16 protein-coding genes are annotated in these 12952 nt (G+C 37.8%); 14 read left to right on the forward strand and 2 right to left on the reverse strand.

Going from position 1 to position 12952, the window contains the following annotated elements; genetic code table 11:
• Positions 1-320: 320 nt before the first annotated feature.
• Positions 321-2015, reverse strand: a complete 1695-nt coding sequence (locus LCL96_RS01745; protein WP_224939775.1) for a M3 family oligoendopeptidase — start codon at positions 2013-2015, stop codon at positions 321-323.
• Positions 2016-2440: 425 nt separating this feature from the next.
• Here LCL96_RS01745 and pgsA point away from each other — a divergent pair, with 425 nt between their 5' ends.
• The 8 genes from pgsA to LCL96_RS01785 all read left to right on the forward strand — a co-directional run bounded on the left by pgsA (position 2441) and on the right by LCL96_RS01785 (position 8396).
• A complete protein-coding gene (pgsA, locus tag LCL96_RS01750) occupies positions 2441-3016 on the forward strand; it encodes a CDP-diacylglycerol--glycerol-3-phosphate 3-phosphatidyltransferase (protein WP_224939776.1) in 576 nt (191 codons plus the stop codon).
• Positions 3017-3064: 48 nt separating this feature from the next.
• The gene (locus LCL96_RS01755; RefSeq protein WP_224939777.1) at positions 3065-3598 is read left to right on the forward strand and encodes an HAD-IIIA family hydrolase; all 534 of its coding nucleotides are present in this window, start codon (positions 3065-3067) and stop codon (positions 3596-3598) included.
• A 99-nt stretch (positions 3599-3697) separates the two neighbouring features.
• Complete coding sequence (locus LCL96_RS01760) at positions 3698-3892, forward strand: hypothetical protein (RefSeq protein WP_224939778.1); 195 nt, start codon at positions 3698-3700, stop codon at positions 3890-3892.
• A 144-nt stretch (positions 3893-4036) separates the two neighbouring features.
• Positions 4037-4783: a GNAT family N-acetyltransferase gene (locus LCL96_RS01765; RefSeq protein ID WP_224939779.1), complete on the forward strand. Its 747-nt coding sequence runs from the start codon at positions 4037-4039 to the stop codon at positions 4781-4783.
• Positions 4784-4874: 91 nt separating this feature from the next.
• On the forward strand, positions 4875-5672 hold the full coding sequence (locus tag LCL96_RS01770; protein WP_224939780.1) for an aminoglycoside adenylyltransferase domain-containing protein: 798 nt from the start codon (positions 4875-4877) through the stop codon (positions 5670-5672).
• Positions 5673-5854: 182 nt separating this feature from the next.
• Entirely contained in the window at positions 5855-6892 is a 1038-nt protein-coding gene (locus LCL96_RS01775; RefSeq protein ID WP_224939781.1) for a serine hydrolase domain-containing protein, read from the forward strand.
• 157 nt (positions 6893-7049) lie between these two features.
• The gene (locus tag LCL96_RS01780) at positions 7050-7778 is read left to right on the forward strand and encodes a GNAT family N-acetyltransferase (RefSeq protein WP_224939782.1); all 729 of its coding nucleotides are present in this window, start codon (positions 7050-7052) and stop codon (positions 7776-7778) included.
• Between the two features lie 168 nt (positions 7779-7946).
• Positions 7947-8396, forward strand: coding sequence for a hypothetical protein (locus tag LCL96_RS01785; protein ID WP_224939783.1), 450 nt, complete (start codon positions 7947-7949; stop codon positions 8394-8396).
• Between the two features lie 119 nt (positions 8397-8515).
• Here the strand turns inward: LCL96_RS01785 and LCL96_RS01790 are convergent, their stop codons facing one another.
• Entirely contained in the window at positions 8516-9088 is a 573-nt protein-coding gene (locus LCL96_RS01790; protein WP_224939784.1) for a dienelactone hydrolase family protein, read from the reverse strand.
• A 249-nt stretch (positions 9089-9337) separates the two neighbouring features.
• Between LCL96_RS01790 and LCL96_RS01795 the strand changes: the two genes are divergently transcribed.
• The 6 genes from LCL96_RS01795 (at position 9338) to LCL96_RS01820 (ending at position 12937) form a co-directional block, all read left to right on the forward strand.
• Positions 9338-9775, forward strand: a complete 438-nt coding sequence (locus LCL96_RS01795) for a VOC family protein (protein WP_224939785.1) — start codon at positions 9338-9340, stop codon at positions 9773-9775.
• 39 nt (positions 9776-9814) lie between these two features.
• Complete coding sequence (locus LCL96_RS01800) at positions 9815-10444, forward strand: hypothetical protein (RefSeq protein ID WP_224939786.1); 630 nt, start codon at positions 9815-9817, stop codon at positions 10442-10444.
• Positions 10445-10459: 15 nt separating this feature from the next.
• Positions 10460-11356 carry a hypothetical protein gene (locus tag LCL96_RS01805; RefSeq protein WP_224939787.1) on the forward strand — a complete coding sequence of 299 codons (897 nt, stop codon included), beginning with the start codon at positions 10460-10462 and terminating at the stop codon, positions 11354-11356.
• 24 nt (positions 11357-11380) lie between these two features.
• Positions 11381-11587, forward strand: coding sequence for a hypothetical protein (locus LCL96_RS01810; protein WP_224939788.1), 207 nt, complete (start codon positions 11381-11383; stop codon positions 11585-11587).
• A 78-nt stretch (positions 11588-11665) separates the two neighbouring features.
• Positions 11666-12496, forward strand: coding sequence for an aminoglycoside N(3)-acetyltransferase (locus tag LCL96_RS01815; protein ID WP_224939789.1), 831 nt, complete (start codon positions 11666-11668; stop codon positions 12494-12496).
• Positions 12497-12592: 96 nt separating this feature from the next.
• Positions 12593-12937, forward strand: a complete 345-nt coding sequence (locus LCL96_RS01820) for a cell division protein FtsK (RefSeq protein WP_224939790.1) — start codon at positions 12593-12595, stop codon at positions 12935-12937.
• The last annotated feature ends 15 nt before the right edge of the window (positions 12938-12952 follow it).

Raw genomic sequence — 12952 nt, forward strand, 5'->3', positions numbered from 1 at the left:
AGCATAATCTTCAAGGGACAACATGTTAGGCTATCTACTTAATACCAGCGTTGGGTATTAAGTTAAGAGCAGTTTGATGGAAGTATTCAATTTAAGGGAGCTCATCCAGAACAAGGTAAGCTCCTTTTTAGTTCAACTATTTCTTAAGTAAGCTACTTGATTCGTATGAAACACATTGGAGTTTAAGGGGTGCTAAAATAGCTGTGATATAAATGAACTGTATTCTCCCTTCATTAGAGTTGAGGTAGTGACTTTACCTAACTTTTAAGAACTATCTATTTGTATGGCGCGCAAAGTACAAGCGCGCCACATTCAATTTCTTACTTGTTAACACTGACTTCTACTCGTTCGATCCATTCTTCAACAAATTCTAATATAGGCTGGATGCTGTTCTCTTCAAATGGTGATTTTATATTAGCTATTTTGATCAATTCTTTAAACGGGAGTTTCCCTCCATTTCTACACATTTCAAGAAACCCCATTAATGCTTCCTTTGGATTTTCTTGATGCTTCCTCCATAGCTGAACTGCACAAAGGTGTGCTAGGTCATAGTCCATAAAATAGAATGGTGTTGTAAACAAATGACTAATTTCGTAAAAACCCGTTCCTCTTTCTAGAAATTTATTTCCATCGTAATCACGTTCTGGAATGTATTTACGTTCTAACTCCGCCCATTTAGATTTTCGTTCTTCAATTGAAACGGCCGGTTGTTCATACAAAAAATGCTCAAATTCATCTACAGCACTTGCTAAAGGCATATACATAAAAGCAGAAATCAAATGGGAATATTGATATCGTTTTGTGTTGCTGCCAAAAAAATCTTCCATACATGGCCACGAAAGCCGTTCCATTCCAAAGGAAAATAGTTCAGCTGAGTCGTAGGGGATTATATATTCAGGAACATTCCAATGCCTGGACATATGAAATTGACATGCATGACCAGCTTCGTGTGTAAATATCCGAATATCATTTGCGATGCCATGAAGGTTGATAAACATGAAAGGGTGTTTGTCAGGTCCAATGTATGTAGCGAAGTTCCCTACCATTTTATCCTTACGAGGGGTGAGATCAATTAAATCATGGCTTAGCATTTCGTCAATGAAGACTTTTGTCTCTGGTGATAATTCTGAAAAAAACGTTTTGAACTTATTAATCATTTCCTGATGGGTACCTTTGGGGGACGGAGATCCATCTGCGAAAAGATAGCCTTCATCATAGTAGTTGAGTTTATCAACGCCGATTCTTTGTTCTTGAGCTTCTCGTAATTTGGATACGAATGGAACTCCGTATTTCTCAACTTGAGTTCGATACTTCTCCAAGTCATCTGGCGTATGGCCAGTTCGATGCATTCGTTGATAACCCAGTTTAACAAAGGATGAATGTCCTAACTTATTTGCTATTGTATTCCTTACATGAACAAGTCCGTCTAAAAGTTCATCAAAGCGTCTTTCGTTTTTTTGGAAAAACTGGTATTTAGCCAAATGAGCATCTTTACGTATTTGTCTATCTGAAGAGTTAAGGTAGGGAGTAAGTTCTGAGAGATTCATTTGCTGTTCTGAGAAATGTATTACTGCTTTCCCGAGGAGGGACTGATATTCCATAATGAGTTGATTTTCCTTCTCTAGTTCATCTTCTATCTTGTCAGAGTATAAACTTTGCTTCAATTCTGCGAGTCGAAATATTTGTTTCCCCCACATGCCTTCAAGATGATCTCTATAAGTCGCCCTGAGAATCGTTCTATAATAATATCCAACCAGTTCGAGATAACGAGGTTCCATTTTAGTGAAAACATTTAATTCAGTCGCAAATAATTCATTATTCATTTCACGATAGTGTCGTAGTCTTGCAGAATTAAAATTGGTTTCAAAAATAAAACGGTGGTCATTTAGTTTCATGAACCACTTGGACTGCTCCTTAGCGGAGTTTGCATTTTCAAATTGATGCAAAAGGTCATAGAACTTGCTTTCGTACTTATCAATATCAATGTGAATGAACTTCTCATTTAAAACTTTCATAGATTCAACTCCTTTTAAGTAATTACTATATATTGTATATTGATTACTCTTCGAAGTAAATGTATTTATTTTTAAGAGTAATAAAATCTTAGAAGTAGGTGGATTAAGCTTTTTTATTTCGAATTTTTCTTGAGTACTCTGCCTAGTTTTGAAATAATTGGAATTATGGGCTAGTCTTGTTGAATGCGATTTGAATACATTTCACATATAAGCTAAGCGTGTTCCACGTTAAACGTATCCAAGAGTGGTATGAAGGACACGGTGGAAAAGAATATATTGGTAAGGAATATATACTAGAAGTGAGGAATAAGGCTATAGAGTCTACTGTGACATATGAAGGAAAGAAGGTATGATGGTGACTGTACCTTTAATGTTGTGCAGTTCCAACAGAGTCATGAAAAAAATTTATTTTGAAGGAGAAATGTATGAATCTACCCAATAAAATAACGATCATTAGAATATTGTTTATTCCTGTCTTTTTGTTATTTTTATTAGTTCCTTTTCCGCTGGGCGAGTTCTCTGTTGCGGGTGGGAATATTGCGGTGTCTCATTTCATTGCTGCAATGTTATTTATTATTGCATCGGTCACTGATGGGTTAGATGGTTATTATGCAAGAAAATATAGCTTAATTACTGATCTCGGGAAGTTTCTTGACCCTCTAGCAGATAAGTTATTAATCACTGCTGCTTTAGTGGCTTTGGTGCAAATGGACATTGTTCCGAGTTGGATGGTTATTATTATATTATGTCGGGAATTTGCAGTAACTGCTCTACGCTTGATTGCGGTAAAAGAGGGAATCGTAATTGCTGCAAGTAATTTAGCAAAATGGAAAACGAGAGTTCAAGTAGTATCCATCTCCGCCTTGCTTCTACACAATATTCCTTTCACTTATTTTCATTTACCTTTTAATATGATTTCGCTATGGGCGGCACTGATTATTACCGTTGTGTCTGGTTGGGATTATTTTGTGAAAAACAGACACTTTTTTCATTCTATTTAGTCCAACTTTTAGTCACCTTAAGCAATCAGAAAAGGGAGAATAGCGCGAATGAATATTGAAGCCGTTTTTGTTGATCGTGATGGAACTATTGGTGGTACTGGACACTTTATTCATCCCAATGAGTTCGCCCCATATTCGTTTAGTAGAGATGCCATACAAATTTTAAAGGATCATAATATTAGAACGTTTGCCTGTACGAATCAACATAGAATAAGTAGAGGAGAAGCTACCCTCGATGACTTTAACAAGGAATTTCAATCATATGGATTTGATGATGCCTTCATTTGTCCTCACAGTTCAGATGATGCCTGCAATTGTCATAAGCCAAAACCAGGTATGCTTTTGGAAGCATCAAAGAAATATAATTTAGATTTAACAAAAACAGTATTTATTGGTGACGTTGGTTCAACGGATATGTTGGCTGCTCATGCTGTTGGAGCAAAGAAAATATTAGTACTTACAGGATGGGGATATGGTTCTCTTAAACAATACAGGGAATCATGGGCAGAGATTGAACCAGATTATGTTGCTGAAAATTTTTTAGAAGCTGTTAAATGGATCATAAGTAAATGTGAAGGATAATTTTTATTTAGATTCTTCCGGTGAAAATTCAAATTGATTCTGTATTGCCCTGCATCAATAAATGGGCAGGTTATTGGAATAGTCAGAGGAGGAGGTAATATGACTTTAGGCTTGGTGGGTTTTATTTCAATTTCGCTGATAATTTTATGTTTTTTCTTTACTCTTAGTTTTATTGAAAACCTACTAGAAGGTGATAAACGAGTTGCTATTCAGTCAAGAATAGCAGCAATTGTTTGTCTGGGGTTATCCCTTTTTATTCTTTTTTCTTTTCTTTTAGTTGCATATGACCTCTAAATACAATCTTCTGTTAACGGTAGCGTTTGCTCTGAACAAACCGCCGTCCCTTTGTTCAAGTAAAAGGCAGGTTTTCAGAATCATATGGGTAGCTGATGGGCGATTACATGCTCCATAATTTGTGATGTAAAAGAGGTGTAATGAATGAGGAGAAAAGAGTTTCACAACCTTTCTGATTTAATGGAACGAGTTAAATTTGTAAGAGGAGAAAACTTTGTAACGATCGAAAATACAAAAAGTCTGTCAAATCAAGAGCTCATTGAACTTATACCATATATGATGGGGCAGTCGTTTATTAAAACTTGTGAAAGTGTAAATATCCTTGTTGATAGTCAAAGTAGCGAAGAGGTAGACTCTCTTTTAAAAGAATATGAGTTTACGTTACATGACGAAAACGTAACTGTTTACAAAGTGCTTGATGAATCATCTAACTTGGAAGCTGGTTTTTTATTAAAGGATTTACACGATGTTCCGGTAGCAGAGTTTAAGAGGGTCTGGGAAGCTTCAATGAAGGAATCTTTAAATGCACCATCTTCGTTAAGTATCGATGAACATATGCGAAGCGTAGAAGTGGAATTAGGTCCGAACTATAAGAAGTCATGTATGATTGCTTATGAAAATGAATCTCCAATCGGAGTCACGATGCCTCATATAGAACCAGGGACTACAAATGAGGGGAGGATTTTTTATTTTGGAATCATTCCAAGCGAAAGAGGGAAAGGAAAAAGTAAACTTCTCCACCAACAATCTCTAGCTATCTTAAAAAAAGACTTTAAGGCTTCTTATTACATTGGCTCTACTGGTCACAACAACCTCCCGATGCTTAAAACATTCCAAAATAACGGGTGTACGGTCATAGAACGAAATAAAGTATTCAAAAGGAAAAATTAGTAGCGAAGGCAATAACATAATGCCAGCCAGGTGATCAAGCTATTACTTTACATTGGATAAGTTATCGGAAGTAGAATAAGGAGAGTAGTGAATGAATATTAATTTGCAGACCTGCTCAACTGATGTTAAAAGTTTTATTTATAGTATCCAAAAAGAAATTACAGCAATAGTAAACAATGACCTTCTTGGTTTCTATATTCACGGTTCTATTGCAATGGGTGGATTTAATCCAGACAGAAGCGATATTGATGTATTGGCCGTCACGAAAAAGCCTATTGCGGTTAAGACGAAAAGGGAACTAGCTAAGTTCTTTTTGAATTGTTCCAATTCCCCATACCCGGTCGAAATCAGTTTTATCAATAAGGAACAATTTAATGACTGGCAGCACCCCTGCCCATTTGATTTCCATTTTAGTGAATTCTGGAGAGATCGGTATGAAAATGAGTTGTTAAGAGGTACATACGATTTCATAAACGGAGATAGTCCCACTGATCCGGATTTAGCAGCCCATATAACCATCATAAATCATAAGGGTATTTGTGTGGCAGGCAAACCCATTGCAGAAGTCTTCCCAATTGTGCCTCGTTCAGATTATATATCCTCCATAGTCTGTGACTTTCAGGAATGTTTAATTTGCATGGAAAAGGACCCGATTTATTGTACGTTAAGTATGCTTAGAGTGTTTTGGTATCTAAAAGAAGGCATCATTTCTTCAAAAGAAGAAGCTGGTCGCTGGGGTTTAACAACATTGCCAAAAGAATTGAAAAGTACCGTTAATAAAGTAATGGAATGTTATACGAGTAAAAAAGATGATCATGAATTTGAGAATGATGAACTTTTTATGCTTAGGAAATATGTTTCTAGTAATGTACAGAATCTATTAAGTTAAGATGGACATTACTGTAGATTCTCTAATTGATCCGTTACTGGTGAATATTGAAAAAAGACAGAATGACATCAGGACATAATGGAGAAAACCCAAATGAACTTTGGAGATGCTATTTTTCAACTATTGAATCGGTTTTTGGAATGAAATTGTATTAAAGTATAAGGAGTAATTTGGGGGCGAATATGAAAATACAAACTATCAACATTCAGAAAAGGATGGAAGTATTCAATATAACTGGAATAAGCATTGCAACAATAGATGAAGGTCACATAGGAGATACAGAATGTTTTGGATTACTTGAAGAAGAAACAAATAAAAGTGTTGAAAGAGATTCTATCTTTAGTGCTTGTTCAATCAGTAAATTTCTAACTTCCATTCTAGTAATGAAATTAACTGAACAAGGAATTGTAGATTTAGATGAAGATGTAAATGAGAAACTTACATCGTGGGCGTTTCCATATAATGAACTAAATAAAAAGAAAAAAGTGACTCTAAGAAATTTGCTTAGTCATCAAGCTGGCATTATTGACCCTGAAGGCAGTTTTTCTATTCGTAATTCAATAATAGATACACCTACAATGGTCGAGATTTTAGAAGGGAAAACACCTTATTGTAAGACTCCGATTGAAACGAAGTATGAGCCCGAAAGCGACTTTCATTATTCAGACGCAGGTTTTTGCATTATACAGTTGCTAATAGAAGATGTTATGAATAAGTCCTTTCAGGAAGTAATGAATGAACAAATTTTTCAACCATTGAATATGGAAAAAAGCACATTTGAACTTCCGACATCAAAAACAATCAGACGTGAATTCTCTTGTGGTCATAACAAACTTGGAGAATTAGTAAATGAAAAACATCCCATTTATCCATATCCAGCAGCTTCAGGACTATGGACAACACCTTCAGATTTAGGTCTCTTAATGATTGAATTAATGAATTCTATAAAAGGTGAAAGTAAGCTCAATCTTTCAACTAGTAAAGCAAAGGAAATCATAACATCACAAGGTTGTAAGGAATGGACTGGACTTGGAGTATTTCTAGATAAAAACGAAAAGGGAATTGAAATTTCATCACTGGGTTGGGGTGTTGGTTACCAATGTATGATAGTGGCTTATCCATATTTAGAAAAAGGATTAGTCATTATGACAAATACAAACACAGGTGTTCATCAATTAAAAGGAATTATTGGAGAGATCTACAAAGCATATCCTTTTTAAGTATTTTTTATCATCAACTATAACCGTAAGGGCTTATCCGGAATAGGATGAGCTTTTTTGGTGCGAAGTTTTTCTTGAGCAAACTGTTTGATTTTGAAATAATTGGTATTAAGTTAAAGTGCAGGTATGTGAAAAAAGAATAAAAGGAGGAGCTTGAGTGCCTCAGAAAAATATTAAATATCGTGTGTATGCTTATTGGGCTGATTTTTTGGGATGTGACTATTCAGAATTGATTACTCCTACCGTGAGTGTAGTCCAGCATTCCGAGAGCTTAAGTGGATATAACGGGATTTACTGTTTCAACAATGGAACCTCATGTATAATATCCGCTCCTGCTAAATACGTGGCGGAGTTACACAAAGCGGTAAGTGGCCACGGACCCGACCAAGCATTTGATGCTGAATGGCTTGTTCATTCAATTGGTGATCAATATGAAAGAATCATAGGACCAGCTTTCCAAGGGTATGTAGACAGTGATTCTTTCCTTCAAGCATCTTCGGCATCAGTAGTTGAACTGAAGACGGAGCAACACAAAATGTTACTTAAAGAGTTACGCGAAGCATGCACAGAAATGGAGTGGCAACATAGCTCCATAGATGAGAAGAAGGGTCCCATTTTTTTACGGATACTCAATGAAAAAGCAGTCGCAGCAGGGTCTTGGAGAAAAGGGGAGTCAGGATTTCTAAGTGTCGGGATTATTAGCCATCCTACACATAGAGGAAAAGGACATGCAAAAGCAGTGGTAAATGATCTTACAAAGCGAGGATTATCAAGCGGTACCATGATGCACTATCAAACTCTTGAATCCAATACATCGTCGGTTGAGATTGCTCAGTCATTGGGATATGTGCGTTTAGGGAGGACCCTTGCAATTAGATTGAGTTAATGGGCACAAGCTTCTCCTTTATTCAAAAAAATCTCAAAAGGAAAAGTACTTACTGAAAAAATCAGATTTGAAGTCTTAATGTCTAAAATAAATAGTGCAAGAATTTGATGTGATGCACATTTATTGAACATTACGGTGGTTAGTGTCATTTCATAAGGAGGAAGCAGCTTGAAATATAAAATAAGAATGGGTATTATTCTCGGTGCCTTAATTGGCTGTTTTTTTCTAATAAAGGCATTAAACCAGGAAATATGGGATGCAAACTACGATTTACTGAGGAAGGAAGTTCTATCTATCGACCAATCGGTTGAAACAGTACGTTTAATTGATGTAACTCCCTTCGAATGGGATATCGCTTATTTCTTCGATCCCTACACCCCAGCAAAAGAGATATATAAAACGGTCGGTTATGAATGGGATCGTATTTCTGCAACAGTAAGTGAGGGAATGAATCAAATCGTTTTCTTGAATAATGGCGAAGTTGTTTGTTATGTATACGGATACCCTTCCAATAATGGGTTTGGGATATTTTATGAAGGTTCTTCGCTGAAAAATGATCATGATTTGAATTTTCGTGTTAGTAGAGAAAAGGATGTAGTGACTTTAAACAAGGAGTAAATATTCTTATTCGGTAACAAGGGGAATAATGAAGATCAGTTGATTAAGCTATTGGCCCTCTTCAATTATCAGGTAAGATACTAAAGAAGCACAAGAACCGTCCCCGTGCTTCCTGGTGACTATGAGAGAAAGTCGAGAACCCTTTTGATCACAAGCTTCGTCGCGTCAGCATCGTAAGAAGGTATACTGCTGTCGGTGAAGAGATGTTCCTTGCCCTCATATAGAAAAAGTTCAGCATGATTGGCCGACTCCACAAGTTCCCGCGCCGCATCGATGTCACCGTCTTCAACGAAGAAGGGGTCTTCATTCATGGCATGAATTTGCACAGGTAAGTCGGCGGGCCATGGAGATTCGAACTCGGAGGTCGGAAGGCAGGCATGAAAGAACAGTGCACCTCTTGAGCCTTCGCGGGATTGAGCGAGCTGTTGTGCGGCCGGGACACCGAGTGAAAAACCAGCATAGACGATATCTCTGGAAAGGTCGTTGGCTGCCCGAATGCCACGCGCCGTCACTTCTTTAAATCCGATTTCCTTAACAAATCCTAGGCCCTCTTCCAGAGTGGAAAATACGCGGCCATCAAATAAATCCGGCGCGTGCACTATATGCCCCGCATCTCTCAGTTGATCCGCGATTGCCTCAATCCCCTTCGTTTTTCCTAAAACATGGTGAAACAACAAAACTTCAGCCATCATTTACTCCCCCAATATATGAATTTCTTACTACGTTTCATGTATAAGGTTCGACAAAAATCTTGTTTGACCTGCTGAAAGTTCTTCTCCGAGAATTAGTGGAGAAAAAACTCCACTGGATCTCATAACGTAATCAAAAAACATTGAGTTTTATTTATTGATTTGAAATAATTGGTATTAAGCTAGAGTCAGGAATGGTAAATAGCAGATAATGAACTTTGATGGAATCTAATTGTGGAAGAGGTCAAAAACATGAAAATCACCAGAATGGATCATATCAGTATCAACGTAAACGATCTCTCAAAGGCTAAAGAGTTTTTTATAGATTTAGGACTCGAGGTAAAAGCCGAATGGGAGATGGATGGAGAACTGTTGGACAAGGTCGTTGGCCTTAAAGATGTGAAAACGTCTTGTGTAGGGATGGGGGTACCGGGCGGGAAGACATGGATAGAACTCGTCAAGTATCGTACACCGTCGGATGAAAAAGGTATTCAGCAAACCTTTCCCAACACATTGGGTATCCGACATATTTGCTTTGCTGTTGATGATCTTGAAACCATGATTGCCCATTTGAAAAAGAAAGGTACGGAAACCTTTAGTGAGATACAGCAATATGAAGAAAGTTATAAGCTATGCTACGTACGTGGTCCGGAGGGGATTATTTTAGAGCTGGCGGAGGAGATCAGATAAGAAAGGGGCGGGGAAATGGCATAGAGTAGGGCAACATCAATGAGAATAAGTGCAGAGACACTAGTTGAGACAGAAGATGAAAAAGGTATTTATCTTATTGAGAACGGAAAAGAAAAAAGGATTGGTTCTACTACGGAGAAGATAAAGTTTATTCGTATCAATGGTCGAGATGCCATTGAGAGAGCGCAAACATTAAATTCCGAGATGCTAGGAAATAAAAAAGGCATCACAATAATGGAAAAGGCAGCCTTTAAACCCATTTCATTCACTGATTACTTAAATGATAGTCAACAGCTGAAAGCCGAATATGGTAATGAAGGAGTACATATCACGATTGAAGATAATAAAAATACTATCAAACTAAATGGAGACTACGTTGACACATTTTCTGTTGAGCTTATATTGCGTGTGCTTCCGTTGAAGTCTGGTTACTCTCTACAATTGGATGGTTTCAATGCAACGCTTGAGTCAGAAGTCGATATTTATATTCAAGTAGTAGAGTTAGAGCAAGTCAAAAGAGGGTTTGAAGAATTTGTTGATGCTTGGAAAGTGAAAACGTATTTTGGAGAGACCCTTCAATACTATTGGATTGATCCAGCCAGCAAGGAGCTGCTGAAACAGTCTTCTCAGATTGGAGAAGGACTTGTCCTGGAATTTCGCAGAGAATGAACGAGGTGAATGAATTTGAAAAGAAAGCTCCAACCAACAACTGACACAATGAAAGAATGGATAAAAACCTATGTACCGGATAGAGACTTCTTTTTCCTCCCAGAGACCACCCTTGCTAGTTTTAAAGAATACGTAAGGGATGCCTTGGTCATTCCCCACGAAGAGTTCAACAACCATTCAACATATAAACAAGTTCAACTTACGAACAGCTATGAGTATTGGAATCTATCAAAGGACGTTTCCTATGTACTTGTGACACCTCCAGGATGGGTGAATCATTTACCAGCTGAAAAGAAAATCGACCTTTTTCAGATTCAAGTGGCAGTGGACAGGGGGCTGATTCATCCAATCTCTGACTCCTTTGTTTACGCATCATCCCTTGGTAACAATGTGATTGAAGTAGAGGGAGAGAAGTATGCAGTCTTTCATAAAGCGATGTGGGAAGAACTCTCTTATAGTTTTAAAGAAGACATCATGACAGATATTGCCCAGGAATGGGAGGCTTGGACCTGCTATGATGTTCCGAGCCAAACACCACCACACCTAATTCCGTTTGCTAACACCTTTCCATCCAGAGCAGGAAGTAATTGTTTATCGGCCACCTTATTCGCCATTACCCAACAGGAATGGATCGTACATGAATGGGTCCATCCTCAAACGTTTCTTCAACGTTTAGAATTTGAAGGTTATCGTGTCACTTCTCAGGAATTGAGGGCTGGCGATGTGGTGACGTGGGAAAATGAGGACGGGATCATTCAGCATGCCTCTTACTGTATTGACGGTCAGTTCTTCTTTAATAAACGTGGACAGACGTTTTTTAATGCGTGGAGTATTGTGCATGTTGATGACCTGAAAGAGGATTGGGGCCGTTATCATAGGAAGACCTTTCGAAAGGCAGAATCGATACAGTGAAAAATTGAAAGGGAGGAGCGATCCATGATTACATTCAAAGAACTGACCTCAAGTCTTTTACTGATCATCAGCTGTTTTCTGTTTGCCATTAGTGCGTACCTACTTTATGGGACGATTGTAATGCCGGGTTATGTCATCATTCCATTCCTTCTTTTTGTGGCTGCCAGTTTGTTGTGTTTTTACAGTTCTAGAAAACTCGATGGTAGAAAAAAGGTGCAAAGTAAAATATAGATAGAACTTCTCGAGGTAACGGAAGAGCTGTCAACTATAGAGTCAAACATTTTGATAAACAAGTTTGGAGGAGAAATAATGAAGAAAGCAATAGAGAGAGTTGATTTTCCAAATACCAAAAACTCTATTATGGGTGACCTCAGAAAAATGGGGGTTAAAGAGGGAATGACCGTAATCGTTCATTCTTCATTATCTTCGATTGGATGGGTGAATGGAGGAGAAGTAGCTGTTATTCAAGCCTTGATGGAGGTTATAACAGAAGAAGGTACTATCATCATGCCAACTCAATCAGCCTTACTTTCAGATCCTTCAGAGTGGGAGATGCCTCCCGTTCCTAGAGAATGGTGGCAGCCTATTCGAGATACAATGCCTGCTTTTCATCCTTCCTATACACCAACTTATGCAATGGGGAAAATCCCTGAAGCATTTCGGAACTTTCCTGGTGTTATAAGAAGCAATCATCCAGAGGTTTCGTTTGCTGCCTGGGGAAAGGATAAAGAAATCATCATTAGAGAACATAGCTTGGAATTTGGTTTAGGTGAACAATCACCTCTGGCTACATTATATAAAATGAATGGTTTAGTTCTTCTATTAGGCGTTGGGTACGACAGTAACACCTCATTCCACCTTGCAGAATATAGAATTCCATATCGCAAAATCGTAAGTAAAGGAAACCCGATTTTGATAGATGATGAACGAGTTTGGAAAACCTATCAAGAAATAGAAACAAGAGAAGAGCTGTTTGAAGAGATAGGTAGAGAATTCGAGAGTGGATATGAAGTATCTGTAAACCAAATTGGACTTGCAGAAAGTCGGTTATTTTCATTAAAGCAAGGCGTTAATTTTGCTGAAAAATGGTTAAAGGCATATGATGAAAAAAAAGTGTTAAAAGAGCACTCTGGGCGCTAACCTAGAAGTGGCATCCGGAATTGCCGGTCAACACAATGAAGCGGTTTTCTATTATTCCATAAAGCTCCCAAAATACTGCACAAAGGAAGGAAGCAAATGGGTGTATTTAAAAAGGTTGTCACTTTCTTAAATAGTTTTAAGCAAGTGTTTTACTCCTATGACGATGAAGGTTTTTCGGCTGCTGAGAAAGAATACATTGATAATATCAAGAATGCCAATCCCTATGGAATTTTTGTATTGATCTTTGGTGGAATTTCATTCGCCTTTGGACCGCAATATGTCATTTTCCCTGTCATCACGTTGACAGTAGCAATTCTAACCATCTGGACATTTGATAAAGAAAAAGAAGACAACCCTTGGACGTTTTTCCTGGGGACGGTTCTATCTCTCACGGGATTGTATATGCATATTGTGGGAGCGATTCACGTTCTCATTCTATAAGGGAGGGAAGGTTAG

This window comes from Rossellomorea aquimaris, assembly GCF_020172085.1.
GTDB classification, from domain to species: domain Bacteria; phylum Bacillota; class Bacilli; order Bacillales; family Bacillaceae_B; genus Rossellomorea; species Rossellomorea aquimaris_E.

What these genes read in the sequence shown, in the direction of transcription:
- LCL96_RS01765 (WP_224939779.1), top strand. Translation starts at nt 4,037, where the DNA reads ATGAGGAGAAAAGAGTTTCACAACCTTTCTGATTTAATGGAACGAGTT.
- LCL96_RS01815 (WP_224939789.1), top strand. Translation starts at nt 11,666, where the DNA reads ATGAAGAAAGCAATAGAGAGAGTTGATTTTCCAAATACCAAAAACTCT.
- LCL96_RS01810 (WP_224939788.1), top strand. Translation starts at nt 11,381, where the DNA reads ATGATTACATTCAAAGAACTGACCTCAAGTCTTTTACTGATCATCAGC.
- LCL96_RS01820 (WP_224939790.1), top strand. Translation starts at nt 12,593, where the DNA reads ATGGGTGTATTTAAAAAGGTTGTCACTTTCTTAAATAGTTTTAAGCAA.
- LCL96_RS01775 (WP_224939781.1), top strand. Translation starts at nt 5,855, where the DNA reads ATGAAAATACAAACTATCAACATTCAGAAAAGGATGGAAGTATTCAAT.
- LCL96_RS01790 (WP_224939784.1), bottom strand. Translation starts at nt 9,088, where the DNA reads ATGATGGCTGAAGTTTTGTTGTTTCACCATGTTTTAGGAAAAACGAAG.
- pgsA (WP_224939776.1), top strand. Translation starts at nt 2,441, where the DNA reads ATGAATCTACCCAATAAAATAACGATCATTAGAATATTGTTTATTCCT.
- LCL96_RS01795 (WP_224939785.1), top strand. Translation starts at nt 9,338, where the DNA reads ATGAAAATCACCAGAATGGATCATATCAGTATCAACGTAAACGATCTC.
- LCL96_RS01800 (WP_224939786.1), top strand. Translation starts at nt 9,815, where the DNA reads ATGAGAATAAGTGCAGAGACACTAGTTGAGACAGAAGATGAAAAAGGT.
- LCL96_RS01760 (WP_224939778.1), top strand. Translation starts at nt 3,698, where the DNA reads ATGACTTTAGGCTTGGTGGGTTTTATTTCAATTTCGCTGATAATTTTA.
- LCL96_RS01745 (WP_224939775.1), bottom strand. Translation starts at nt 2,015, where the DNA reads ATGAAAGTTTTAAATGAGAAGTTCATTCACATTGATATTGATAAGTAC.
- LCL96_RS01755 (WP_224939777.1), top strand. Translation starts at nt 3,065, where the DNA reads ATGAATATTGAAGCCGTTTTTGTTGATCGTGATGGAACTATTGGTGGT.
- LCL96_RS01770 (WP_224939780.1), top strand. Translation starts at nt 4,875, where the DNA reads ATGAATATTAATTTGCAGACCTGCTCAACTGATGTTAAAAGTTTTATT.